We start from the raw sequence: 23,752 nt of genomic DNA, 5'->3' as shown, positions 1-23,752 counted from the left end.
GAACGACAACGATGAATGGCCGCGGCGTCAGCCGTCGTGCTTCGTCACGCGCACGATCTTGTCCGCCAGTTCGCGCACGTCGACCGGCTTGCACAGATAGCCGTCGAACCCGGCCTCGAGCGCGCGGCGTTCGTCGGCCAGGCCCGCATGCGCGGTCACGGCCAGCACCCGCATCGCGGGCGGCGCACCGCCGCCGTTCATGCCGGCGTGCCGCAACGCGTCGAGCAGCCAGAAGCCGTCTCCGTCGGGCATCGCGAGATCGGACAGCACGACGGTCGGCCGCAGGTCGGCGGCCACCGCGAGCGCTTCGCGGCCTGTCGACGCGATCGCGACGGCCGCGCCGAACGTCGTCAGTGCGGCGGTGAGGCTCTCGCGCGTCGTCGCATCGTCGTCGACGATCAGGATGCGTTGCGTATCGAGCATCGGCGGGTCGCGATGCCCGTTCGCGTGCGCATTCCCCCACGCCATCGCGCCGATCGGCTGCCAGCCGACCGGCAGCGTCACCGTAAACGTCGCGCCGCGATTGCGTCCCGCACTCTTGACCGTCACGCTGCCGCCGTGCAGCTCGGCGATATGCCGGACGATCGACAGCCCGAGGCCGAGCCCGCGCCGCGACGACGCGGGCGAATCGTCCGCGCGGCGGAACATGTCGAACACGTACGGCAGGAACGCGGGCACGATCCCCTGCCCCGTGTCGGACACGGTCAGCACCACCCGTACGTCGTCGCGCGCGAGCCCGACGGTCACGCTGCCGCCGGCCGGCGTGAACTTGAGTGCGTTCGACACGAGGTTCGACAGCATCTGCCGCAATCGCTCGGCATCGCCCGACACGACGCAGGTCGACGCCGCACAGTCGAACTCCAGCACGATGCCGGCCGACGACGCGGCAGTCTGGAATGCGCCGACCGAATCGGAGAACAGCCGCACGACGTCCACCGGCATCGCGTCGAGCTGCAGCTTGCCGGTGGCGAGCGACGACGCATCGAGGATGTCGCCGACCATGCGTGTGAGCGAGCGCGCGCTGCGGTCGATCGCATCGATCGCCTGCTGCTGCAGCGCGCTGTCGCCCGAATTGCGCAGCACCTCGACCCAGCCGTAGATCACGTTCAGCGGAGTGCGCAGCTCGTGCGACACCGTCGCGAGCAATTCGTCCTTCAACCGGTTCGACGTCGCCGCCTGGTCGCGCGCCACGCGCGCGCCGCGCAACGACCGCTGCGCGCGCAGGTCGCGGCGGCGCTGTGCGCCGGATTCGCGCAACGTCAGCGACAGCGCGACGCAGGCACGCGCGTCGCTGCGCACCGGCCCCGCCGACACGGTCGCCCGAAAGCGCCGGCCGTCGCGCCGCACGCACAGCAGGTCGATCGGCCCGACCGCTTCGTGCATGTCGTCGAACGATTCGGTGAGCGGCTTGCGCTTGAGCCAGCGCATCGCCACCAGCGATTCGAACGTGCGCCCGCGGGCATGCGCGTCGTCGTAGCCGAACATGCGCTGCGCGGCCGGGTTCCAGCTGACGATGCGGCCGTCGGTATCGATGCCGACGATCGCGTCCGGCGACGCATCGACCACCGCGCGCTGCAACCGCGACGCGTCGGCCCGCGAGCGGTCCGCACCGGCGTCGCGCAGCAGCAGCACGGCGCCGTCGACGTTGCCGTCCGCATCGCCGAGCGGCGCCGCGACCTCGACGATCGGCACCGGTTCGCCGCCCTCCACCTGCAGCCAGTGGCGATCCGACACGACGCCCGCGCCGCCGAGCGCTAGATCGAGCGGCGTCGATTGCACGCGCCGGCCATCGCGATCGACGACCCGCAGCACGTCGCGCACCGCCCGGCCCGTCGCGTCGCCCGGCGGGCAACCGACCAGCGCGGCCGCGGCGGCGTTGAGATAGGTGAGCCGCCCGTTCGTATCGGTGGCGATCACGCCGTGCGGCAGCGCCTGCAGCACCGCTTCGAGCCGCCGGCGCGCGGCCGCTTCACGGCGCAGCGCCGCGTCGTTCGTGAGGCGCGCGTGACGCAGCATCGCCGCGACCGCGCACACCAGTGCGCCCACCAGCACGAAGGTGCCGAGCCGCACGAGCCGCTCGGGCAGCGGCTCCGAATAGGCTGCCGGATCGGACAGGAACAGCGTCCACACGAGCATGCCGCTGATCACCGTCGAAACGATCCCGAACAGGAATGACGTCGCCCACGCGGCGCCCGCGAGCAGCGGGTAGTACAGGACGAGCGGCAGGTTCACGCCACCGAAGCGGATCGCGAGCGCCTGCAGCACGGTCGCGATCGCGACCAGCATCACGGCCGTGATGACATTGCCGGCGCGTATCCGCGACGTGTCGAACATCGGTCGCGCGCCTCGTGGCTGGTCCGGTCGATGCGGCATCAGGACTCCGGCTTGTCCGCTTCGTCTTCGAGCTGAGCGAGCCGGTTGTAGATCGTCTTCAGGCTGACGTCGAGCACCTCGGCCGCCTGCGCCTTCACGCCACCGCATTGCGCGATCGTGCCGAGGATCAGCCGCCGGTCGACTTCGTCGAGCGGCGTGCCGAACGGCACGGTCACGCGATCCTCGTGCGAATCGGCAAGGTTCGACAGTTCGTCCATGATCGGCGGCGGCAGCGAATCGATCACGTCCGCGTCGCTGAAGATGCTCGCGCGCTGCACGAAGTTGCGCAGCTCGCGCACGTTGCCCGGCCATGCATAAGTCTTCAGCGCTTCTCGCGCAGCCGGCGCGAAGCGCAGGTTCCGGCCGCTGTCGGCGTTGAACTGCTGCAGGAACGCATCGGCCAGCATCGGGATGTCGTCGCCGCGCTCGCGCAGCGACGGCAGCGGGATCGGGAACACGTTGATCCGGTGGAACAGGTCGGGCCGCAGCTTGCCGTCGGCCATCGCGGCTTCCGGATCGCGGTTGGTCGCCGCGACGATGCGCACGTCGACGTCGATCTCGCGCGTCGAGCCGAGCCGCGTGACGCGCCCTGTCTCGAGCACGCGCAGCAGCTTGACCTGCGACTCGAGCGGCATCTCGGTGATCTCGTCGAGCAACAGCGTGCCGCCGTCCGCCCGTTCGAAGAAGCCCTTGTGCTGGCGCTCCGCGCCCGTGAAGCTGCCGCGGTCGTGGCCGAACATCTCGCTCTCGACCAGGTTCGCGGCGATCGCGCCGCAGTTCACCGCGAGGAACGGGCCGCGCCGGCGCAGGCTCAGGTCGTGCACCGTCTGCGCGGCCAGCTCCTTGCCGGTGCCCGATTCGCCCGTCAGCAGCACCGACGCCTCGGTGCGCGCGACCCGGCCGATCGCGTCGTAGACGGCCTGCATCGCGGGCGAACTGCCGAGCATGCGGCCGAAGCGGCCAAGGCGCTGCAATTCCCCGCGCAGCTCGGCGATTTCCTCATGCAGCGCCGTGGTGCGCGGCACGCGCGCGAAGATGCTGTTCAGCCGCTGCATGTTGAGTGGCTTCACGAGGTAGTCGGTCGCGCCACGCCGCAATGCGTCGATCGCAGTTTCGAGGCTCGCGTGGCCGGTGGTCAGTACCATTTCGCAGTGCGAACGCTTCGGCAGCACGTCGAACAGCTCCATCCCGTTGCCGTCCGGCAGCACGAGATCGCACAGTACGAGATCGGGGGTATGGGTCGCGACGAGCGTGCGCGCTTCTTCCAGCGTCGCGGCCGTATCGCATGACAGCTGCTGCGTGCGCGCGAGCGCTGCGAGCATTGTCCGCGTATCGGCGTCGTCTTCGACGATCAGGACGTAGGGCATCGTGGCTCCTTGTGAGGCGGCCCGGCGCGCTTGCCTGCCGGGACCGCGGCGGGTTGCAGCGAGGTCCGGCCGTCGGTCGCACGACGATGAGGCACGATCGATGCGTTCGTGCGGACTGGCTGTCCTCCCGTGAAAAGCAGTCCCAGTCAGTATAGAAGAGCGATGTCGTGCATTCGCCGATCATCGAATAAATCTATCCGCGCAGGTGACCTGCATTGCCAGATTCAATGCGTTGCGATCGGTAAGAACGTCATCGCTTCGCGCGGATCATGCGGCGTGAAGTCGTCCAGATCACGTTTTTTACGCACTTCTCAGACGGATGCGGTCAAACTTGCCGGCCTGATTTTTCGCATGTCGAAATTCGTTGACGACGATACGCGGTGGCTCGACGGCTTGCGTTCGATTCAGACCCTGCCGATTCATGTGTCGTGCGTCGAACGCCCCGCGCGCTTCGTCAGTCAGTCGGACGCTGCCTGACTGCCACCGTCGCGCGCTTTGGAAATCGCTTCGACGAGCTTCAGTTCGTCGTCGATCGACAGCGTCGTGTCGATCACTGCTCCGCCGAACGGTGCGAGCGCCGTGCTCAGCGCATAGATGTCGAGTTGCGTCGCGGCCAGCCCGAGCGACACGGTGCCGGGGCGCGCCTTGCGTGCGACGCGGTCGATCAGCGCGTCGTCCACCGGCTTCTCGCGCCATGCATCGAGCGACGATTCGATGTGCTCGACCACGCTGTCGAGCAGCGATCCGGGCGGCGTGCGGCCAGGGTCGACCGCATGCGCGCGCAACTGTCCATCGGGTGCGCACTCGACGATCGCCACACCCGACAGCGCGACGACGTGCCGGTCGCGCAACGTATCGAGTTCGGCAAGCGCGCGATGGGCGGCCGCGAGGTCGGGATAGGACAACACAATCAGCGTATTCATCAGCCACTCCGTGTAATCAGGCGGCCGGTTCAGGACGTGCCGCGCTCAATGCGGCACCCCGAACGCGGCCTTCAGGCTCGCGACGATCATCTGCATCGCGATCGCCGCGAGAATCATCCCCATCAGGCGCTGCGTCACCGCCGTCACGCGCGGCGACAGGTAATGGCCGATCAGCGGCGCCGACAACAACGAAACGGCCAGCAGCACGAGAAACGCGGCGAGCCCGAGCGCGAACGCGAGTTCCTGCCCGGTCGACAGCGCGCTGTGCCCGAGCACGATCATCGTCGCGATCGTGCCGGGGCCGACGAGCAGCGGGATCGTCAGCGGATAGATCGCGACGCTCTCGGCCGCGGCCGGATCGGCGCCTTCGTCGTCGCCCGGCGAATGCTGGCGGCTCGGTGCGCCGTGCAGCATCGACAGCGCGATCAGCAGCACCAGCAGCCCGCCCGCAAGGCGAAAATCGTCGATCGTCAGGCCGAACACGTGCAGGATCGCACCGCCCGCGACGGCCGACACGATGCAGCCGACCGTCACGCCGATCGCGGCCGTCAGCGCAACCTTGCGGCGCGCGCCGTCCGCCGCGCCTTCCGTCAGCGACAGGAACACGGGAATGTTCGCGATCGGGTTCATGATCGCGAACAGCGCCGCGAACACCTTGATGGAAAAGGTCAGGTCGAAGGCCACAGGTTCGCTCCCGTTTTGCGCGTCGAATCGTGCGTTGAATCGCACTTCGAATCATGCGCAGGTTCCGCTTCGTTTCCGATGCACGGCGCGCGCCATGCTGCTACGATCGACGCACCGCATTCACGCACGACGGAGGGCCCCGACCGATGCAAGCCACCGACACCTTCATGGATCACGAGATTCGCGTCGATGCGACGCGCAACGCGAACGGCGCATGGGTCGCGCAGGTGCGGATCTTCCGCGACGGCGCGCCGGTCGACCTGCCGGCGCCCGAGCTCGTCACACCCGAATGGCTCACGTGCGACGAAGCACTGCGCGGCGGCATCGACCAGGGCCGCGTGATCATCAAGACACGCGACCGCTAACGGCGCGCGGTTCATCGGCGCGCCTCGCGCGACGCGTTTCACGCATCGAAATCCAGGTCGCCGATCAGGATCTCGCGATCGCGCTGGGTGCGCGTGCTGAAATCGACCGGCAATTCCATCTGCCAGCGTTCGATCGTGACCGGCAGCGCCGCGAGATAGCGGTCGAAGCGGCTGCGGTCGGGCTCGGCCAGCAGCCCATCGATCGCATCGTCACGCCACGCGAGCCGCGCGTTCAGCCGGTTCGGCAATCCGACCGTCGACGTGAGGCCGATCACGTCGACGCAGGTCGGGCTGCCCTGCCCGTCGTGCGGCACGACGTCCACCCTCACTTCGCCGGGCTGATACAGGCCGAGCACACGCGCCGCAATGCGCGGCGCAAACTCGGTTTCGAAACGTGCACGGACATCGGGATTCATCTCGCCTCCAGGTTCGAATCATGTCGTCACGCCGCTGTCACGCGGCTGCAATCTGCTGCTCGAATGCCGCTTCCGCCTTCAGGCTGTCGAGATCGCGGCCGATCGTTGCGACCGCGAGCCGCGTGTTGCCGCGCCAGTACGCGATCGTGCAATCGTGTGCACCGAGATCGCCGTCGATCTCGACACGATCGAATTGCTCCGCATGCCCGACATAGTTGACCGTCAGGTCGTAATGCTGGCTCCAGAAGAACGGCACCGCGTCGAACGGCCGCTGCTGCCCGAGCATGTTGCGCGCCGCGACGATGCCCTGCCGCTCGGCGACGACCCAGTGCTCGACGCGAATCCGCTCGCCCGTCAACGGATCGGGCCAGCGCGCAATATCGCCGGCCGCGTAGATGCCGGGCGCACTCGTCTGAAGGAAGCGGTCGACGGTCACGCCGCGCTCGACGGCCAGCCCCGCGTCCTGCGCGAGCGCCACGTTCGGATGCACGCCGATGCCGACCACCACGAGATCGGCCGGCAGCACGTCGCCGGTCGACAGCGTCACGCTGTCCGGCGTGATCTGCGCGGGCGTCGCGCCAAGATGGAACACCACGCCGTGCGACTCGTGCAGTGCCTGGATCGTGCTGCCGAGCGCGTCGCCGAGCACGCGCGCCATCGGATGCGCATCGGGCGCGACGACCTGCACGTCGAGCCCGCGCGTGCGCAACGCGGCGGCCGCTTCGAGGCCGATGAAGCTCGCGCCCACCACGACGCAGCGACGCGCCGTTTTCAGCTTGGCGATCAGCGCGTCGCAATCGGCGCGCGAGCGCAGCACGCATACGTGCGGCAAATCCGCGCCGGGCACGGTGAGCCGGTTCGGCTCGGCGCCCGTTGCAAGCAGCAGCGCGCCGTATCCGACGCGGCTGCCGTCGGCCAGTTCGACCGCCTGCCGGGCGGGATCGATCCGCGCGACACGCGTGCCGCACCGTACGTCGATGTGATGGTCCGCATAGAACGACGGCGCGCGCAGCGGCAGCCAGTCGGCGTCGGCCGTGCCGGCGAGATAGTCTTTCGACAGGTTCGGCCGGTCGTACGGCGGATCGGCATCGGCAGTGAGCAGCGTGACGGGATGCGGATAGCCTTCCTGCCGTAGCGTCACCGCGGCCGCAATTGCCGCGGCGCCGCCGCCGACGATCACCACCGACACGGGTAGTCCGGCCGCATTCAGCGCAGGCGGCACGGCGGCCGGCCGCGCATCGAGCACGACGGCGCGGCCGTCGCGGCGTTCGACGCGCCAGCACGGCAGCCCGTCGAGCGCCGGCGCACGCAGCAGCTCGCCAGTGCGCAGGCAAAACGCCGCGTGATGCCACGGGCAACGGATCGTGTCGCCTTCCAGCAGCCCGTCGGCCAGTGGTGCGCCGTAGTGCGGGCACTGCGCGCCCACGGCAAACAGTTCGTCGGCGCGGCGTACCAGCAGCACCGCTGCATCGCCGACATGGCCCTCGATCATTGCACCGTCGGCGAGATCGTCGAGCGCGATGCCTTGCGCGAGATCGGGACGTGAAGACGAGGAATCGCTTCCGGACATGACGTCGCTCCCGCAGAGTGAGGTAACGATCCCATTATCGGCGTCCCTCATGAAAAGAACAGGTACAGACGCCCCCGCAGCGCACGCAAACACGCACTGTAGCTTGCGTGCGATCCATGACGGGCGTAGAACGTCACCAACGTTGCGGCGCAACACACCCGCTGCCTGCCATGCCCGTCGCGCGTCCTGCGCAATCCGCATGCCGCGTGCCTTCCCCCCGTCACCAGGAGTGCTACCCGATGGCCACCGTCCTGTGCGTGCTCTACCCCGATCCCGTGGACGGCTACCCGCCGCGCTACGTACGCGATGCGATTCCGGTCATCACGCACTACGCGGACGGCCAGACCGCGCCGACGCCGGCCGGCCCGCCCGGCTTCCAGCCCGGCGAACTCGTCGGCTGCGTGTCCGGCGCGCTCGGCTTGCGCGGCTACATGGAGGCGCACGGCCACACGCTGATCGTCACGAGCGACAAGGACAGCCCCGACTCCGAGTTCGAGCGCCGGCTGCCCGAAGCCGACGTGGTGATCTCGCAGCCATTCTGGCCCGCGTACCTGACGGCCGAGCGCATCGCCCGCGCGCCGAAGCTGAAGCTCGCGCTGACGGCCGGCATCGGCTCCGATCACGTCGATCTCGATGCCGCCGCCCGGGCCCGCATTACCGTCGCCGAAGTCACCGGTTCGAACAGCATCAGCGTGGCCGAGCACGTGGTGATGACGACGCTCGCGCTGGTGCGCAACTACTTGCCGTCGCATGCGATCGCGCAGCAAGGCGGCTGGAACATCGCCGATTGCGTGTCGCGCAGCTACGACGTCGAGGGCATGCATTTCGGCACGGTCGGCGCGGGGCGCATCGGGCTCGCCGTGCTGCGCCGGCTGAAGCCGTTCGGCCTGCAGCTGCACTACACGCAGCGCCACCGGCTCGATGCATCGATCGAGCAGGAACTCGGGCTCACGTATCACGCCGATGCCGCGTCGCTCGCGAGCGCCGTCGACATCGTCAACCTGCAGATTCCGCTGTACCCGTCGACCGAGCACCTGTTCGACGCGGCGATGATCGCGCGCATGAAGCGCGGCGCCTACCTGATCAACACCGCGCGCGCAAAGCTGGTCGACCGCGACGCGGTCGTGAATGCGCTCACGTCCGGGCATCTCGCGGGCTACGGCGGCGACGTGTGGTTTCCTCAGCCGGCGCCGGCCGATCATCCGTGGCGCACGATGCCGTTCAACGGGATGACCCCGCACATCTCCGGCACGTCGCTGTCCGCGCAGGCACGCTATGCGGCCGGCACGCTGGAGATCCTGCAATGCTGGTTCGACGGCAAGCCGATCCGCAACGAATACCTGATCGTCGACGGCGGCACGCTCGCGGGAACGGGCGCGCAGTCGTACCGGCTGACGTGACGCCGCGCGCGACACGCGACTCGCGGCGGACCGTTCAGTCGACGCAGTAGGCGGCGAGCTTGCCGACCGTGATCACCGCCTGCTCGATCTCCGGCGACCACGGGCTGCTGTAGTTCAGCCGGATGAAGTTCCGGTAGCTGTCCGTGATCGAGAACATGTAGCCGGGCCCGATCGTGATCCCCTGCTCCAGCGCGAGCTGGTACAGCCGCATCGCGTCGACCTGCGCGGGCAGCTCGATCCACAGCACGTACCCGCCCGCCGGGCTCGAGATGCGCGTGCCTTCCGGGAAGAATCGCGACACCATCGTCCGCATCAGGTTCGCCTGCTGCGCATAGGCCTTGCGAATCCGCCGCAGGTGATGCTCGTAGCCGTCGCGCTCGAGAAACTCCGCGATCGCGAGCTGCGGCAACGACGGCGTCGCGAGCGTGTTCAGGAATTTCAGCTTCTCGACCTGCTCGCGATAGCGGCCCGGCAGCGCCCAGCCGATCCGGTACGCGGCCGTCAGGCTCTTCGAGAACGACGAGCAATGCAGCACGATGTCATGGCGGTCGAACGACTTCAGCGTGCTCGGATGCATGTTGCCGAAGTACAGTTCGTTGTACACGCCATTCTCGATGATCGGCAGATCGGCTTTCGCGGCGAACTCGACCAGCTCGCGCTTGCGCTCGTCGGGCATCTGGAAGCCGAGCGGGTTCTGGAAGTTCGGCATCACCATGCACGCGGCGATCGGTTGCGACTTCGCAATTGCAGCCAATGCCGCGATATCGATCCCGTATTCCGGATGCGTCGCCACCTCGATCGCCTTCATTCCCATCCGTTCGATCGCGTGCAGCATTGCGTAGAACGTCGGCGATTCCACCGCGATCGTGTCGCCCGGCTTCGCGACCGCCTGCAGGCACAGGTTGATCGCCTCCGTCGCGCCGACCGTCACGATGATCTCGTTCGGGTCCACCGACATCCCGTTTTCCAGATATCGGCGTGCAATCTGCCGGATCAGCCGCGGATGGCCGGGCGGCAGCCCGTCCGTCACGCCCCACAGCGACTTGTCGCGACCGGCCGCATACGCGTAGCGGTTCAGCTTCTCGAACGGGTACAGGCTCGGGTCCGGATACGGCGAGCCGAGCGGCACCGCGTCGTCGGTACCGATCGAGCGCAGCGTCGACAGCACCAGCCGGCTCACGTCGACCGACGACGAGATCGCGATCGGCTTCGACGGCCGCAGCTCGCGCACCGGCGCATGGCTGTCGTCGCGTCGCAGGTTCACGAAATAGCCCGACTGCGGCCGGCTTTCGAGCAGCCCGCGGCTTTCCAGCAACAGATAGGCGTGCAGCACGGTCGTGATGCTGATCCGGTGCTGCTGGCTCGCCTGCCGCACCGAAGGGACACGATCGCCGTGTCGATATACGCCCTGCCGGATGAGTCTCTCTATGTCGTTTGCAAATTTCTCGTAGAGCTTCATCCGCCTCGCCCCGCCAGCGGTGAACCGGCGTGCGATGCGCGGGCGGCAGGGCCGCGCCGGTGCACGAAGCCGGATAGCCGTGGCCGGGCGCGGGTGTCCCGGTGCGAACCTCGTCCGTTATCGAAATTGAAGGCGGATAGCAATGCGAATCTCATCTAGACAAGGTTCGGCATCCTACTGCGTCATTTCGACGAATGTAAGTGACAGTTTGGCGAGGAAACGTGAAATCGGGCCGGCGTGGTGAACAGATTCGAACGCGACGGCGCCGCGCCGCGCGTGTCGCGCGGCAACCATTCGCCGGGCGCGGTGCCGGCATGCGTCGTCGCGGTTGGCCGATGGTCGTCGGGCGACAGTCACGCGAAGCCCGGTCATGCGCGGGCCCCGCGTGTACTCAAGCGTCGTCGACGTTGTCCGCGTAGTGATCGATCGCGACCTTGCACTCGTCGAACACCACCGTCAGCAACGCGATGTCGTTCGATTCGACCCACTTGCGGATCTGCAGGAATTGCCCGGTGCCGAGATCGACGATGCGGGCGGGATCGTCGGTCGTCACGTCGACGACCGCGATCGCGCGGTTGCCGTTGCCGGGCAGCGGCGACAGCGTCGCCGCGATGTCGAAGCGACGGTACGATTGATCGATGCGCATGTGGTTCTCCTGTTGCGGTTCGACAACGACACGCTCAATCGAGCGTCTGGCGGAACACCTTGCCGCCGAATCCCGTCACGACGTTGTCGACCGAGAACGGCGTGTCCTCCTTCGCTTCCAGGATGACCGCGACGCTGCCGGGCACGAGCCGTGCCGCAATCGTCTCGACGAACGTGCCGTCGAGCAGCGCATTGCCGGCCGCTTCCGCAAGAATGCCGGCCCCCGCGCCGGCCGCCATGCCGGTGACCACGCCGAGCGGCCCGGCGAGCAGGCCGAGCAAACCGCCCGCGATCGCGCCGATCACGCCGCCCTTGAACGGCCGCGATTCGGCGTGGAGTACCGCCAGCTTGCCGGTCGCGTCCTTCTCGACGACGACCCCGTTCTCGACGTGGAATCCTTCGTCCTTCTCCGACAGCGCCTCGAAATCGTTCGCGGCCTGGCGGGCCGTATCGACGCTGTCAAACACGGCGACGATCAGTTGCTTGGTCATTCGATACCTCGCTCGGTTGGATGGTCAGTGGCGGCCGCCGCACCGCATGCGGCATGCCGGGGTTCGATTCAGATGCCGGTGGCCGCCGCGCGTGCACGTGCCGCATCGGCGTACGCGTGCGCAGCCTCCCGCTGCAGCCTGGCGACGGACGGCGCGCGCGCGAGCGCCGGATCGGCATCGCGCGTGTCGCGCGCCAGCCGGTAGGCGTCCGACGCAGCATGCTGCAGCTCGATCGCCTGTTTCGTTTCAACGGAATGCGTACTCATCCGGCACCCTCCTTGCAGGGACATCGATCATGCATGCGGCTTGCCGCCCGCGCTTTACCTGCGCGCATGCGCATCGTCCTCGACATCGGCGACGTCGGCCGGGAAGCGGTGCTGGCCGAAACTCAGGATCAGCACGCCCACCGCGAGCAGCACGATCCCGAAGGTCGTCATCAGCATCCGCTCGGGGCTGTCGGTTGCACCGCGCAGTATCAGGTCGCGTGCGAGCGACGTCATCGCAATGAACAGCGGAAACCGCACGGGCAACCGGCCGAGCCGCAGGTAGCGCACGTCCATCGCGAGCACTTCCAGGTACAAGAACATCAGCAGCAGGTCGGTCAGCGACACTTCACCCGCGAGCACGACCTTCCACGCTTCCTGAGCCATCGCGAACGCGGTCGCGAGCCCGATCACGATCAGCCCGGCCAGTTCGGCTGCGTGCAGGAAATGGCCGAAGCGGCGGCGAATGCGCTCGGCCGGCGAGCAGGAAAGCGTGGTCGTATTCAAGGTGACAGTCGCGGTGATGAAGCTTGAACGGCGCCGGGCGGCGGGAAAGTCGCGTCGCGCGCGGCGGCATGCACGGTAGCGTGCGCAGCGGGCAGATCCGGCAGATCGGGCAGATCCGGCCCATGCGGGCCGGCCGCGCCGGTCGCCCGCTCGACCGCGGACAGCGTCCGGCGGCAGCACACGTGGAACGCGTCACCCGCATCGGTGCACGCAACGTCGTCGCGGTCGCGGCACAGCAGCAGGCGGCAGCCGAGATACCGCTCGAGGCCGTCGATCCGTTCGCTCACCTGCGTTTCGTCGAGCCGCAGCTCGGACGCCGCAGCGGACAGGCCGCCGTGCTCGACCACCGCGACATACACACGCATCGCTTCCAGCAGGTTCATGATGACGCTCCTCGTCGGCGGGCGCAGCGGGACCTAATCTACTGCACGCGGCACGCACGCTCAAGAGCACAGCGCGGCATGCGCCAGGAGTACAGCTGCGCGGGCGCCGCCCAAAATCCGGCCCTGTTTGACGCATTCGCATGACAGTTTGGCGATACGTGTTCCAAAGACCGGCCGAAGCTGCTAGATTGCTTGCTCGACGACGTTACGCGGTGCGGGCAGGTACGCACCGTGCGGCCGGCCGCCACCGCTGCGGCCCGTTGCGCGATGTCCGCGCAATGTCCTTCATCCGCATGACACAAAGAGAACAGTCGCATGACACAGTTCAACCGTTCGCCTTCGCGCGCCACGGCACTTCCGTCCCGACATGACTGACCGGCAGCCCACGATGCAGACACCTCCCCCGCTCTCCCAGAACGTTCACAGCACGATCACGCGCAGCGCGATCTTCCTCGTCGCGACGATCAATCCCGGCGCCGATCATGCCGACACGATCCGGTCATGGTGCGGCGACATCGCCGCGCTCGTGCGCTCGGTCGGCAAGCGCGTGCCGGGCGGCAACCTCACCTGCGTGTGCGGCTTCGGCGCCGACGCGTGGGATGCGCTGTTCGGCAACCCGCGCCCCGCCGCGCTGCATCCGTTCCGCGAATTCGGCGCGGGGCAACGTGTCGCGGTCGCGACGCCGGGCGACATCCTGCTGCACATTCGCGCGGACGCGATGGACCTGTGCTTCGAACTCGCGACGCAGTTGCTCGGCGCGCTCGGCGATGCCGTCACGGTCGTCGACGAGGTGCACGGCTTCCGCAATTTCGACCAGCGCGCGATGATCGGCTTCGTCGACGGCACCGAGAACCCGGAAGGCCGCGAGGCGGTCGACTTCACGGTGATCGGCGACGAAGACGCGGAATTCACGGGCGGCAGCTACGTGATCGTGCAGAAGTACCTGCACGACATGGCCGGCTGGAACGCGCTCGCGGTCGAGACGCAGGAGCGCATCATCGGCCGCACCAAATTGTCCGACATCGAGCTCGCGCCGGACGTGAAGCCGTCGTGCTCGCACAGCTCGCTGACCACGCTCGACGAGGACGGCCAGGAAGTGAAGATCCTGCGCGACAACATGCCGTTCGGACGCCCGGGCGCGGGTGAATTCGGCACCTACTTCATCGGCTACGCGCGCTCGCCGGCGCCGATCGAGCAGATGCTCGAGAACATGTTCGTCGGCCGCCCGCCCGGCAACTACGACCGCCTGCTCGACTACAGCCGCGCGGTCACCGGCTCGCTGTTCTTCGTGCCGTCCGCCGACCTGCTCGAGGCGCTCGCCGATCGTGCGGCGCCGGCCGCGGAGGCCGCGGAGCCGGCGCCCGCTTCGTCCGCGCCGCATCGCGACGGCTCGCTGAAAATCGGCTCGCTGAAAGGCGTGCCGTCGTAACGCAAATCGCTGAAGGCAGTCCGGCGCGCCAACCCCGCGCCGGGCGAGACGAGTCGTCGTGCCATCAACGACCTCCACTGGGTTGTGAAGCCTCAATAGGCTGCGTCTATGGTTCATTCGGGCCCGGGCCCGACGACTGAACGCCACCCCACTCCGGCTTCCCGAAACCCTGCCGGATGAATGTTCACAAGAATGAACGACACGCGATAGATCCTCGAGCGGCATGAGTTCGGTGCGCTATCGAGCGCGGTCCGAGCGACGCGAGCGCCGGTACGCACCCGGGTATCGCCATCCGGTCAGGACATTCCGCACGCGCACACACCGCCCCCCCACGCGAATTGCAGAACAGTTGCGCCACCGCAGGGTGTCGTTTCGATTTGTGCTGCAGTGGTGTCAATAGAGCCTGCTAATATGCATTTTCGCCCGCGATCGGCATGCCTGGCACCAGGCGCAGTCCGTCAGCCGATCGGCCCACCATGAAGTGTTTTCGCAGACGTGAGGCAACAAGAACCCATGAATAACCTGCACCGCGAACTCGCCCCGATCTCGTCCTCCGCCTGGGAACAAATCGAGGAGGAAGTGGCACGCACGTTCAAACGATCGGTGGCCGGCCGCCGCGTCGTCGACGTCGACGGCCCCGAAGGCCCCGAGCTGTCGGCCGTCGGCACCGGGCACCTCGTCGAAGTCGCCGCCCCGCGCGAGCAAGTCAATGCGCGGCTGCGCGAAGTCCGCACGATCGTCGAGCTGACGGTGCCGTTCGAGCTGAGCCGCGATGCGATCGACAGCGTCGAGCGCGGCGCGCGCGACGCCGACTGGCAACCGGCGAAGGACGCCGCGCAGCGGCTTGCGTTCGCCGAAGACGGCGCGATTTTCGACGGCTACGCGGCCGCCAGCATCGTCGGCATCCGCGAAGGCACGTCGAACAACAAGCTCACGCTGCCGGCAGACGTGAGCGCGTATCCCGACGCGATCAGCGACGCGCTCGAGGCGCTGCGGCTGGCCGGCGTCGACGGCCCGTACTCGGTCGTGCTCGGCTCGGATGCGTACACGGCGCTCAGCGAAGCGCGCGACCAGGGCTATCCGGTCCTCGGCCATATCAAGCGGATCGTCAGCGGCGAGATCATCTGGGCGCCGGCGATCAGCGGCGGCTGCGTGTTGTCCACGCGCGGCGGCGATTACGAGCTGCACCTCGGGGAAGACGTATCGATCGGCTACACGAGTCATACCGACAAGGTCGTCCGCCTGTACCTGCGCGAAACGTTCACGTTCCTGATGCTGACGAGCGAAGCATCGGTGGCCGTGGCGCCGCAGGCCAACACGACGGCCTGACCGCGGTTGCCTGCGCGCGATGCCCGCCGGGCGTCGCGCGCGAGCGGCCGCACCGCCGGCCGCATGTTCGTCGCCGATCAAACCCATCTTGCATGGAGTGTGTGATGAGCGAGTCGAATGAGGCATTGCAGGCGCTGCAGGCGTCGGTCGATCACCTGAAGCAGGCGGTCGATGCGAACGCGAGCAGCCAGGCCGGCGACACCGCCGTGCTGTTCACCGTCTTGTCGCTGGTCCTGGCGGAGTTGCCGCCCGACACGCGCAACCTGATCGAGGATTCGTTCTCCGTCTGGGCCAATGGCCTGCCGAATGCGGCACTGTCAACGGACGTGAAGCAGATCGCCCGGCAACGGCTTGCGATGACACTCCCGGACTGACCGCGGCACGCCACGGTTGCGCCGTGTCCGGCCCGGACCGTGCAACCCGCCCTCGCCCTCGGCCGCCACACACGCATCGTCTGCGGTGCGTGTGTGGTTGCACTTAGCCGGTCGCGGCACACTCCCCCCGCGTTACTTCCGTCGCGCCTCCCCACTCGCGGCGCCTTTCACCCGCCCACAAACGGCGCCCTGCGCGCCGATGTCGCACCGCGATCCGTTCGCGTTGCGCCCCCTCCCGCTTCCTGTCATCACCCGCTGCGCACGCCGCGCACGCCCGTGCCGCCGTGCGCCCGCCCGTCTGTACTCCTTGCCACCCGTGCGCGCGTGCATGCGAGGGTGCAATTCACGGCCGGGCCGGCGCGGAACTGTGCCTTGGATAGCCTCCGCCGATTCGCTATTTTGAACGCAGTCGAAGCGATGCCGTGGGCTCCTCCCGGCACGCACGCTTGCCGACCTGACCGCGACCGTACACAACGCCGGCGCGCGCTGCGTGACAGCACCGGTGCCGCCCGCGCGCCACCGTGCGGCGCGTCGTGCATTCGCGGTCGGGAAGCGCCAAGCGCCGCACCGCATCGGGACTTCACCCTTCGACCCACTTTCACCGACAGGAGCCAGACCACCATGCCCGCACTTTGCGATATCTGCCACGCCCGGCCGGCCGTCGCGCGCGCAACCGTGATGCAGGACGGCGAGCGCAAGACGATCTCGATCTGCGATTACCACTTCCGTCAGCTGATGCGGCATCAAAGCATGCTGAACCCGTTCGATTCGCTGCTCGGCGGTGGCGGCTCGTCGTCGCTGTTCGGTGGGCTCGACGACGACGCGCCGCTCGCCGCCGAGATCCCGCGCGAATCGGTCGACCCGACCGATGCGTTCAGCGAGCAGACGCTGGAACTGCTGCAGCGCGCGGCCGAAAAGGCGCACGAACTGCGCCGCAGCGAGCTCGATTCCGAACACCTGCTGTACGCGCTCGCGGACACCGACGTGTGCGCCGCGCTGCTGAAGGAACTGAAGCTGTCGCCGCAGGACATCCGGTCGTACATCGACGAGCATGCGCACACCGGCACGGCCGACGCCGATGCGCCGCTCGACAAGCTGTCGATCTCGCCACGCGTGAAGAAAGCCGTGCAGTACGCGTTCCAGGCGTCGCGCGATCTCGGTCACTCGTACATCGGCCCCGAGCACCTGCTGATCGGGCTCGCCTCGGTGCCGGACAGCGTCGCCGGCACGCTGCTGAAGAAATACGGCGTCACGCCCGAGGCGTTGCGCCAGAAAGTCGTGAAGGTGGTCGGCAAAGGCGCCGAGGACGGCCGCGTCGATGCGCCGACCGGCACGCCGAACCTCGACAAGTTCGGCCGCGACCTCACCGCGATCGCGCGCCAGGGCAAACTCGACCCGGTGCTCGGCCGCGCGCAGGAAATCGAGAGCACGATCGAAGTGCTCGCGCGTCGCAAGAAGAACAACCCGGTGCTGATCGGCGAGCCGGGCGTCGGCAAGACGGCGATCGTCGAAGGGCTCGCGCAGCGGATCGTCAACGGCGACGTGCCCGAAGTGCTGCGCGACAAGCGGCTCGTCGAAGTCAACATCAACTCGATGGTGGCCGGCGCGAAGTATCGCGGCGAATTCGAGGAGCGCGCGAAGCAGCTGATCGACGAAGTCACTGCGAAGCAGGACGAACTGATCCTGTTCATCGACGAGCTGCATACGATCGTCGGTGCCGGCCAGGGCGGCGGCGAAGGCGGCCTCGACATCGCGAACGTGCTGAAGCCCGCGCTTGCGCGCGGCGAGCTGAGCCTGATCGGCGCGACGACGCTCAACGAATACCAGAAGTACATCGAGAAGGACGCCGCGCTGGAACGGCGCTTCCAGCCGGTGTTCGTGCCGGAGCCGAGCGTCGAGCAGACGATCGTGATCCTGCGCGGGCTGCGCGACAGCCTCGAGGCGCACCACCAGGTGACGTTCGCCGACGACGCATTCGTCGCGGCCGCGGAATTCGCCGATCGCTACATCACGTCGCGCTTCCTCCCCGACAAGGCGATCGACCTGATCGACCAGGCTGCCGCGCGTGTGCGGATCGGCGCGACGTCGCGCCCGGTCGACATCCAGGAAGGCGAAGCGCAGATCGCGCAACTGAAGCGCGAGCAGGACTACGCGACGTCGCGCAAGCGCTTCGACGAAGCGAAGCAGTTCGAGGAGCAGATCAACGCGAAGCAGAAATCCGTCGACGAGATGATGGAGGCGTGGCAGCGCAAGACGGGCTCCGAAACGCTCGAAGTGACCGTCGAATCGGTGGCCGAGGTCGTGTCGCGGCTGACCGGCATCCCCGTGTCCGAGCTCACGCAGGAAGAACGCCAGAAGCTGCTGAAGATGGAAGAGCAGCTGCGCGAGCGCGTGGTCGGCCAGAGCGATGCCGTGGTGGCGGTCAGCGATGCCGTGCGGCTGTCGCGCGCGGGGCTCGGCCAGACGCACCGGCCGATCGCGACGTTCCTGTTCCTCGGGCCGACGGGCGTCGGCAAGACCGAGCTCGCGAAGGCGCTGGCCGAGACCGTGTTCGGCGACGAGCAGGCGATCATCCGCATCGACATGTCCGAGTACATGGAGCGGCACGCGGTCGCGCGGCTGATCGGCGCGCCGCCCGGGTACGTCGGTTACGACGAGGGCGGCCAGCTCACCGAGCGCGTGCGGCGCCGCCCGTACAGCGTGATCCTGCTCGACGAGATCGAGAAGGCGCACCCGGACGTCTACAACGTGCTGCTGCAGGTGTTCGACGACGGCCGCCTGACCGACGGCAAGGGCCGCGTGGTCGACTTCAGCAACACGATCATCATCGCGACGAGCAACCTCGGCGCCGCGATCATCATGGACAACCTCACGCAACCGGAAGCCGCGCGCAAGACCGACAAGGCGATCCGCGAGGAACTGATGCAGGTGCTGAAGGGCCATTTCCGCCCCGAGTTCCTGAACCGGATCGACGAGGTGATCGTCTTCCATGCGCTGTCGAAGGAGAACATCCGCTCGATCGTGCAGATCCAGCTCGACCGCGTGGTGCGCACGGCCGCCGCGCAGGACATCACGCTCGTGATGGGCGACTCGCTCGTCGAGCACCTGACCGAAGCCGGCTACCAGCCGGAGTTCGGCGCGCGCGAGCTGAAGCGCCAGATCCGCCAGACCATCGAGACGCGGCTCGCGAAAGAAATCCTCGCCGACCGGCTGAAGTCGGGCGACCGGTGCGAAGTCGACTACGACAAGGCCAGCGACGAAGTGAAGTTCAACACGTTCGCCGCCCCTGAAGCGAAGGAGACCAAGGACGCGAAGAAGGATGCCGACGGCAAGGCGAAACCGAACGGCAAGGCGGCCAAGGCAGGCAACGACGCGAAGACGGGCGACACGCCCGCCGATGCACCGCCGCCCGCGCCTGCCGCGAAAGCGTCCGGCAAGAAGTCGTCCGGCACGAAGAAGGACGCGCACTGAAAAACAGCATGCCTCGCACGCCCGGGGCATGCATGACCGGCTCCGTCCAGCGGACGGAGCCGCCCCACGCCGCGACACGGCGCAAACCGAGCCACCCGCAACGGGATCGGCAGATGGAGATTCACATGACAAATCGACGCGAAGTGCCAGGCATCAGGAAGTACGACGGGCCCGCCGGTGGTTGGGGCGCGCTTCGCGCGACAGCCGACGCGGTGCGCACGCAAATGGAAACCATCGAGGCGCCGATCGTGCTGATGCGGACCAACCAGCCCGACGGCTTCGACTGCCCCGGCTGTGCATGGCCCGACAAGGAACACAAGTCGACGTTCCAGTTCTGCGAGAACGGCGCGAAGGCCGTCACGTGGGAAGCGACGACCAAGCGCGTGACGCCCGAGTTCTTCGCGGCGAACACCGTGTCGTCGCTGCTGCGCATGTCGGACTACGAGCTGGAGAACATGGGCCGGCTCACGCATCCGCTCGTCTACGACCGCGCGACCGACACGTTCCGCGCGATCGAATGGGACGACGCGTTCGCGCGCATCGGCGAAGTGCTGCGCGCGCTGTCGCCCGAGCAGGTCGAGTTCTATACGTCGGGGCGCGCGTCGAACGAAGCCGCGTACCTGTACCAGCTGTTCGCGCGCGAGTTCGGCACCAACAACTTCCCCGACTGCTCGAACATGTGCCACGAGCCGACCAGCGTCGGCCTGCCGCAGTCGATCGGCATCGGCAAGGGCACGGTGTCGCTGGAGGATTTCGACCACTGCGAGCTGATCATCTCGATCGGCCACAACCCTGGCACGAACCACCCGCGGATGATGGGCACGCTGCACGAGTGCTCGCGGCGCAACGTGCCGATCATCGTGTTCAACCCGCTGCGCGAGCGCGCGCTCGAACGCTTCGCCGATCCCCAGGACATGATCGAGATGGCGTCGTTCGGCTCGACCCGGATCGCATCGACGTACTACCAGGTCGACGCCGGCGGCGACGCGGCCGCGCTGAAGGGCATCATGAAGGCGCTGCTGCAGCTCGAAGCCGAGCGCGGCGACGTGCTCGACCGCGACTTCATCGCGCAGCATACCAACGGCTTCGACGCGTTCTCGGCCGACCTCGAAGCCACGTCGTGGGACGACATCGAGCGTGCAAGCGGCCTCAGCCAGGCGCAGCTCGAACAGGTCGCGCTCGCGTACGCGAAGTCGAACGCGACCATCATCACGTACGGGATGGGCGTCACGCAGCACAACAAGGGCACCGCAACCGTGCGCCTGATCGCCGACCTGCTGCTGATGCGCGGCAACATCGGCAAGCCCGGCGCCGGCGTGTGCCCGCTGCGCGGCCACTCGAACGTGCAGGGCAACCGCACGGTCGGCATCACCGAGAAGCCGTCGGCCGAGTTCCTGAAGAAGATCGAGGACGTGTGCGGCTTCACGCCGCCCGCGCATCACGGGCACGACGCCGTGCAGGCGATGCAGGCGATGATCGACGGCACCGCGAAGGCGCTGCTGTGCCTCGGCGGCAACTTCGCGGTCGCGCTGCCCGATCCGGAACAGTCGTTCCCGGCGATGGCGAAGCTCGACCTGAGCGTGCATCTCGGCACCAAGCTGAACCGCTCGCACCTGCTGGTCGCGAAGGAAACCTTCGTCCTGCCGGTGCTCGGCCGCACCGAGCTCGACATGCAGGCCACCGGCCGGCAGTCGATCACCGTCGAGGATTCGATGTCGATGGTTCACGCATCGGCCGGCAAGCTCAAGCCGGCGTCGGACCAGCTGCGCTCGGAGCCGGCGATCGTCGCGGGGATCGCGCATGCGACGCTGCCGGCGAGCAAGGTCGCCTGGCTCGACCTGATCGCCGACTACGACCGCATCCGCGACCTGATCGACCGCACGGTGTCGGGCTTCGAGGCATTCAACGACCGCATCCGCACGCCGGGCGGCTTCCGCCTGCCGCTGCCGCCCACCGAGCGCGTATGGCCGACGCCGACCGGCAAGGCGATGTTCTCGGTCTACAAGGGCGTGAAGGAAGATGCCGACGTGCTCGGCGCCGAGCAGGTGCTGCGGCTGATCACGCTGCGCAGCCACGACCAGTACAACACGACGATCTACGGGCTCGACGATCGCTATCGCGGCGTGTTCGGCCGGCGCGACGTGCTGTTCATGAACCCTGCCGATCTCGCGAAGTACGGGCTCGAACACGGTGACCTCGTCGACATCGAGACGGTCACCGCATCGGGCCGCGCGCTGCGTCTCGAGAAGATCACCGCGATCGAGTACGACATCGCGCCGGGATCGGTCGGCGCGTACTACCCCGAAGCGAACGTGCTCGTGCCGCTCGACTACATCGACAAGGAAAGCGGCACGCCGTCGTACAAGTCGGTGCCGGTGCGCGTCGCGCGCTCGGCGGTAGTCTGACGCAACGGCAGGCTCGCGGGCGCCGTTCAGCGCACCCCGCGGGCCCGCCGCCAGCCGGCGACGCCGTGCCGCGCACGGTTCGCCCGGCTACTTCGCCGCGACTGCGGCACGACGAAGGCGCTGAACGCCGGCAATCCGCGTTCAGCGCCTCCTCTACTACGCAGCACGGGAAACGGCACCCTGGCCCCCTCCTGCGCCCCGAATCACGCGCCGTTCAACGCGCCGCCGTCGGCGGCATCGTCGCGCCCGTCTGCCGGCGCCGATATGCGCTGTCACGCGACGCGAGCCAGTAGTACAGCGGCGACGTCAGCGCGAGCCCCACGAGCCACGACAGGTCCGCACCGCCGAGATGCGCGGGAATCGGGCCTGCATACATCGGCGTGTTCATGAACGGAATCTGCACCAGGATGCCGATCGCATACGCGAGCAGCGCCTGCGGGTTGAAGCGGCCGTAGATCCCGCCATCGGCCATGAAGATCGACTTGATGTCGTACTTGCCCTTGTGGATCACGTAGAAGTCGATCAGGTTGATCGCCGTCCACGGCACCAGCACGACGAGCAGCGCGAGCACGAGATCGACGAGGTTGCCGACGAAGTTCGTCGACGCACCGATCGCCGCGTAGCAGCACGCGACGAAGATCACGACCGACACCACCGCGCGCGCCTTCGCGGTCGGAATCCACTTGTACGCGAACGTCTGCACCGACGTGATCACCGCGAGCACCGCGCCGTACAGGTTCAGCGCGTTGTGGCTGATCACGCTCAGCAGGAACAGCACGAGCATCAGCGGGCCGAGCGGGCCCGTCGCCTGCTTGACCGCATCCATCGCGTCCGCGCCGGCCGGCACCGCGAGCACCGCGACCGCGCCGAAGATGAACGCGAGCGTCGAGCCGATCGTGCAGCCGAGATAGGTCGCCCAGAACGTCGACGCCACGCCGACGTTTTCCGGCAGATAGCGCGAATAGTCCGACACGTACGGCGCGAACGCGATCTGCCACAACGCCGACAGCGACACCGTCGCGAGCCATCCGGCGAAGTTGAAGCCGCCGCGCGTCAGGAAATCGTCGGTCGTCACGTGCGAGAGGATCATCCAGAAGCCGACCAGGATGCCGATGCCGAGCACCCAGGTGCCGATCCGGTTCAGGATGTGGATGAACCGGTAGCCGACGATGCCGATCAGCCCCGAGCCCACCGCGCCGATCACGATGCCGACGGGCACCGGCACCGACGACGCGATGCCGTGCACCGACTTGCCGGCCAGCACGATGTTCGATGCGAAGAAGCCGACGTACATCACGGCCGCAATCACGGTCACCAGCAGCGCGCCCCACGAGCCGAACTGCGCGCGGCTCTGGATCATCTGCGGGATACCCATCTGCGGCCCCTGCGCCGAATGCAGCGCCATCAGCACGCCGCCGACCGCCTGGCCGACCACGATCGCGACGATGCCCCACATCAGGTTCAGGTGGAACAGTTGCACGCCTAGCGCGCCGGTCACGATCGGCAGCGGCGCGATGTTGCCGCCGAACCAGAGCGTGAACAGGTCGCGCACCTTGCCGTGGCGCTCCGCGGGCGGCACGTAGCCGATCGTGTGCTTCTCTATCATCGGGGACGCGTTGCGGTCCACGTTCGTCATGGTGATGTCTCCTGTCCTGCGCGCCGATGCGCGCTTGCCGTGTCAGCCGGCGCGCGTTGGGGGTCGCGCCTGCAATCGGGTCCGGATACGCGAGCGACGACGCACCGCGTGCACGCGCGGCGGTGTCGAACGAAGCGGACGACGCGCATGCGGGGACGGATGCCATGTCCCGCTGCCGCGTGCACAACCGCTTCGCGAACGTCGTGTTCCAGGTTGGAGACGATGGTGCGCCACGACCATCGCGTCCGGAAAATACTAAAAA

At 67.8% G+C, this 23,752-nt stretch carries 21 protein-coding genes; 8 read left to right on the top strand and 13 right to left on the bottom strand.

The annotated features are described in order from the left end of the window. Positions 1-27: 27 nt before the first annotated feature. Both BCEP18194_RS02425 and BCEP18194_RS02420 read right to left on the bottom strand, forming a co-directional pair. A complete protein-coding gene (locus tag BCEP18194_RS02425) occupies positions 28-2,334 on the bottom strand; it encodes a hybrid sensor histidine kinase/response regulator (protein ID WP_041492440.1) in 2,307 nt (768 codons plus the stop codon). 38 nt (positions 2,335-2,372) lie between these two features. After that, positions 2,373-3,740: a sigma-54-dependent transcriptional regulator gene (locus BCEP18194_RS02420; RefSeq protein WP_011349703.1), complete on the bottom strand. Its 1,368-nt coding sequence runs from the start codon at positions 3,738-3,740 to the stop codon at positions 2,373-2,375. A gap of 276 nt (positions 3,741-4,016) precedes the next feature. Here BCEP18194_RS02420 and BCEP18194_RS40980 point away from each other — a divergent pair, with 276 nt between their 5' ends. Beyond that, on the top strand, positions 4,017-4,217 hold the full coding sequence (locus BCEP18194_RS40980) for a hypothetical protein (protein WP_157687099.1): 201 nt from the start codon (positions 4,017-4,019) through the stop codon (positions 4,215-4,217). Here BCEP18194_RS40980 and BCEP18194_RS02415 read toward each other — a convergent pair. Both BCEP18194_RS02415 and BCEP18194_RS02410 read right to left on the bottom strand, forming a co-directional pair. Continuing rightward, complete coding sequence (locus BCEP18194_RS02415) at positions 4,199-4,663, bottom strand: DUF1269 domain-containing protein (protein ID WP_011349702.1); 465 nt, start codon at positions 4,661-4,663, stop codon at positions 4,199-4,201. The genes BCEP18194_RS40980 and BCEP18194_RS02415 overlap by 19 nt on opposite strands. Positions 4,664-4,708: 45 nt before the next feature. After that, on the bottom strand, positions 4,709-5,347 hold the full coding sequence (locus BCEP18194_RS02410; protein WP_011349701.1) for a MarC family protein: 639 nt from the start codon (positions 5,345-5,347) through the stop codon (positions 4,709-4,711). A 146-nt stretch (positions 5,348-5,493) separates the two neighbouring features. Here BCEP18194_RS02410 and BCEP18194_RS02405 point away from each other — a divergent pair, with 146 nt between their 5' ends. Beyond that, positions 5,494-5,712, top strand: a complete 219-nt coding sequence (locus BCEP18194_RS02405; protein ID WP_011349700.1) for a DUF6566 family protein — start codon at positions 5,494-5,496, stop codon at positions 5,710-5,712. Positions 5,713-5,750: 38 nt separating this feature from the next. Here the strand turns inward: BCEP18194_RS02405 and BCEP18194_RS02400 are convergent, their stop codons facing one another. Continuing rightward, complete coding sequence (locus BCEP18194_RS02400) at positions 5,751-6,128, bottom strand: DUF5594 family protein (RefSeq protein ID WP_011349699.1); 378 nt, start codon at positions 6,126-6,128, stop codon at positions 5,751-5,753. A 37-nt stretch (positions 6,129-6,165) separates the two neighbouring features. Next, entirely contained in the window at positions 6,166-7,698 is a 1,533-nt protein-coding gene (locus BCEP18194_RS02395; RefSeq protein ID WP_041492439.1) for an FAD-dependent oxidoreductase, read from the bottom strand. Positions 7,699-7,937: 239 nt separating this feature from the next. Between BCEP18194_RS02395 and BCEP18194_RS02390 the strand changes: the two genes are divergently transcribed. Beyond that, positions 7,938-9,098 carry an NAD-dependent formate dehydrogenase gene (locus tag BCEP18194_RS02390; protein WP_011349697.1) on the top strand — a complete coding sequence of 387 codons (1,161 nt, stop codon included), beginning with the start codon at positions 7,938-7,940 and terminating at the stop codon, positions 9,096-9,098. 34 nt (positions 9,099-9,132) lie between these two features. On the opposite strand, the gene BCEP18194_RS02385 is transcribed toward BCEP18194_RS02390, so the two are convergent. The 6 genes from BCEP18194_RS02385 to BCEP18194_RS02360 form a co-directional block, all read right to left on the bottom strand. Beyond that, complete coding sequence (locus BCEP18194_RS02385) at positions 9,133-10,557, bottom strand: PLP-dependent aminotransferase family protein (protein WP_011349696.1); 1,425 nt, start codon at positions 10,555-10,557, stop codon at positions 9,133-9,135. A gap of 391 nt (positions 10,558-10,948) precedes the next feature. After that, a complete protein-coding gene (locus tag BCEP18194_RS02380; protein ID WP_011349695.1) occupies positions 10,949-11,203 on the bottom strand; it encodes a hypothetical protein in 255 nt (84 codons plus the stop codon). Positions 11,204-11,237: 34 nt separating this feature from the next. Then, positions 11,238-11,693, bottom strand: a complete 456-nt coding sequence (locus BCEP18194_RS02375) for a DUF1269 domain-containing protein (protein ID WP_011349694.1) — start codon at positions 11,691-11,693, stop codon at positions 11,238-11,240. Positions 11,694-11,761: 68 nt separating this feature from the next. Beyond that, positions 11,762-11,959 (bottom strand): hypothetical protein, encoded by a 198-nt coding sequence (locus tag BCEP18194_RS02370; protein ID WP_041492438.1) that lies wholly within the window; start codon positions 11,957-11,959, stop codon positions 11,762-11,764. A gap of 54 nt (positions 11,960-12,013) precedes the next feature. After that, the gene (locus tag BCEP18194_RS02365) at positions 12,014-12,463 is read right to left on the bottom strand and encodes a phosphate-starvation-inducible protein PsiE (protein ID WP_011349693.1); all 450 of its coding nucleotides are present in this window, start codon (positions 12,461-12,463) and stop codon (positions 12,014-12,016) included. Continuing rightward, positions 12,460-12,846, bottom strand: a complete 387-nt coding sequence (locus BCEP18194_RS02360; protein ID WP_011349692.1) for a LysR family transcriptional regulator — start codon at positions 12,844-12,846, stop codon at positions 12,460-12,462. The genes BCEP18194_RS02365 and BCEP18194_RS02360 overlap by 4 nt, the downstream gene beginning before the upstream one ends. 367 nt (positions 12,847-13,213) lie before the next feature. Between BCEP18194_RS02360 and BCEP18194_RS02355 the strand changes: the two genes are divergently transcribed. The 5 genes from BCEP18194_RS02355 (at position 13,214) to BCEP18194_RS02335 (ending at position 21,854) form a co-directional block, all read left to right on the top strand. Then, on the top strand, positions 13,214-14,275 hold the full coding sequence (locus tag BCEP18194_RS02355; protein ID WP_011349691.1) for a Dyp-type peroxidase: 1,062 nt from the start codon (positions 13,214-13,216) through the stop codon (positions 14,273-14,275). 513 nt (positions 14,276-14,788) lie between these two features. Further along, positions 14,789-15,604 carry a family 1 encapsulin nanocompartment shell protein gene (locus BCEP18194_RS02350; protein WP_011349690.1) on the top strand — a complete coding sequence of 272 codons (816 nt, stop codon included), beginning with the start codon at positions 14,789-14,791 and terminating at the stop codon, positions 15,602-15,604. Positions 15,605-15,708: 104 nt separating this feature from the next. Beyond that, positions 15,709-15,978, top strand: coding sequence for a hypothetical protein (locus BCEP18194_RS02345; protein ID WP_011349689.1), 270 nt, complete (start codon positions 15,709-15,711; stop codon positions 15,976-15,978). Between the two features lie 621 nt (positions 15,979-16,599). Continuing rightward, positions 16,600-19,449: an ATP-dependent Clp protease ATP-binding subunit gene (locus BCEP18194_RS02340; protein WP_011349688.1), complete on the top strand. Its 2,850-nt coding sequence runs from the start codon at positions 16,600-16,602 to the stop codon at positions 19,447-19,449. A gap of 125 nt (positions 19,450-19,574) precedes the next feature. Then, positions 19,575-21,854: an FdhF/YdeP family oxidoreductase gene (locus BCEP18194_RS02335; protein WP_011349687.1), complete on the top strand. Its 2,280-nt coding sequence runs from the start codon at positions 19,575-19,577 to the stop codon at positions 21,852-21,854. A 214-nt stretch (positions 21,855-22,068) separates the two neighbouring features. Here the strand turns inward: BCEP18194_RS02335 and BCEP18194_RS02330 are convergent, their stop codons facing one another. After that, entirely contained in the window at positions 22,069-23,490 is a 1,422-nt protein-coding gene (locus BCEP18194_RS02330) for a purine-cytosine permease family protein (RefSeq protein WP_011349686.1), read from the bottom strand. Positions 23,491-23,752: the final 262 nt, after the last annotated feature.

Source organism: Burkholderia lata (assembly GCF_000012945.1).
GTDB classification, from domain to species: Bacteria; Pseudomonadota; Gammaproteobacteria; order Burkholderiales; family Burkholderiaceae; genus Burkholderia; species Burkholderia lata.
Note: the sequence above shows the minus strand (reverse complement) of the source record. Positions and strands in the feature narration are given on the sequence as shown.

What these genes read in the sequence shown, in the direction of transcription:
- BCEP18194_RS02425 (WP_041492440.1), bottom strand. Translation starts at nt 2,334, where the DNA reads ATGTTCGACACGTCGCGGATACGCGCCGGCAATGTCATCACGGCCGTG.
- BCEP18194_RS02420 (WP_011349703.1), bottom strand. Translation starts at nt 3,740, where the DNA reads ATGCCCTACGTCCTGATCGTCGAAGACGACGCCGATACGCGGACAATG.
- BCEP18194_RS02415 (WP_011349702.1), bottom strand. Translation starts at nt 4,663, where the DNA reads ATGAATACGCTGATTGTGTTGTCCTATCCCGACCTCGCGGCCGCCCAT.
- BCEP18194_RS02405 (WP_011349700.1), top strand. Translation starts at nt 5,494, where the DNA reads ATGCAAGCCACCGACACCTTCATGGATCACGAGATTCGCGTCGATGCG.
- BCEP18194_RS02400 (WP_011349699.1), bottom strand. Translation starts at nt 6,128, where the DNA reads ATGAATCCCGATGTCCGTGCACGTTTCGAAACCGAGTTTGCGCCGCGC.
- BCEP18194_RS02395 (WP_041492439.1), bottom strand. Translation starts at nt 7,698, where the DNA reads ATGTCCGGAAGCGATTCCTCGTCTTCACGTCCCGATCTCGCGCAAGGC.
- BCEP18194_RS02390 (WP_011349697.1), top strand. Translation starts at nt 7,938, where the DNA reads ATGGCCACCGTCCTGTGCGTGCTCTACCCCGATCCCGTGGACGGCTAC.
- BCEP18194_RS02385 (WP_011349696.1), bottom strand. Translation starts at nt 10,557, where the DNA reads ATGAAGCTCTACGAGAAATTTGCAAACGACATAGAGAGACTCATCCGG.
- BCEP18194_RS02380 (WP_011349695.1), bottom strand. Translation starts at nt 11,203, where the DNA reads ATGCGCATCGATCAATCGTACCGTCGCTTCGACATCGCGGCGACGCTG.
- BCEP18194_RS02375 (WP_011349694.1), bottom strand. Translation starts at nt 11,693, where the DNA reads ATGACCAAGCAACTGATCGTCGCCGTGTTTGACAGCGTCGATACGGCC.
- BCEP18194_RS02370 (WP_041492438.1), bottom strand. Translation starts at nt 11,959, where the DNA reads ATGAGTACGCATTCCGTTGAAACGAAACAGGCGATCGAGCTGCAGCAT.
- BCEP18194_RS02360 (WP_011349692.1), bottom strand. Translation starts at nt 12,846, where the DNA reads ATGAACCTGCTGGAAGCGATGCGTGTGTATGTCGCGGTGGTCGAGCAC.
- BCEP18194_RS02355 (WP_011349691.1), top strand. Translation starts at nt 13,214, where the DNA reads ATGACTGACCGGCAGCCCACGATGCAGACACCTCCCCCGCTCTCCCAG.
- BCEP18194_RS02350 (WP_011349690.1), top strand. Translation starts at nt 14,789, where the DNA reads ATGAATAACCTGCACCGCGAACTCGCCCCGATCTCGTCCTCCGCCTGG.
- BCEP18194_RS02345 (WP_011349689.1), top strand. Translation starts at nt 15,709, where the DNA reads ATGAGCGAGTCGAATGAGGCATTGCAGGCGCTGCAGGCGTCGGTCGAT.
- BCEP18194_RS02340 (WP_011349688.1), top strand. Translation starts at nt 16,600, where the DNA reads ATGCCCGCACTTTGCGATATCTGCCACGCCCGGCCGGCCGTCGCGCGC.
- BCEP18194_RS02335 (WP_011349687.1), top strand. Translation starts at nt 19,575, where the DNA reads ATGACAAATCGACGCGAAGTGCCAGGCATCAGGAAGTACGACGGGCCC.
- BCEP18194_RS02330 (WP_011349686.1), bottom strand. Translation starts at nt 23,490, where the DNA reads ATGACGAACGTGGACCGCAACGCGTCCCCGATGATAGAGAAGCACACG.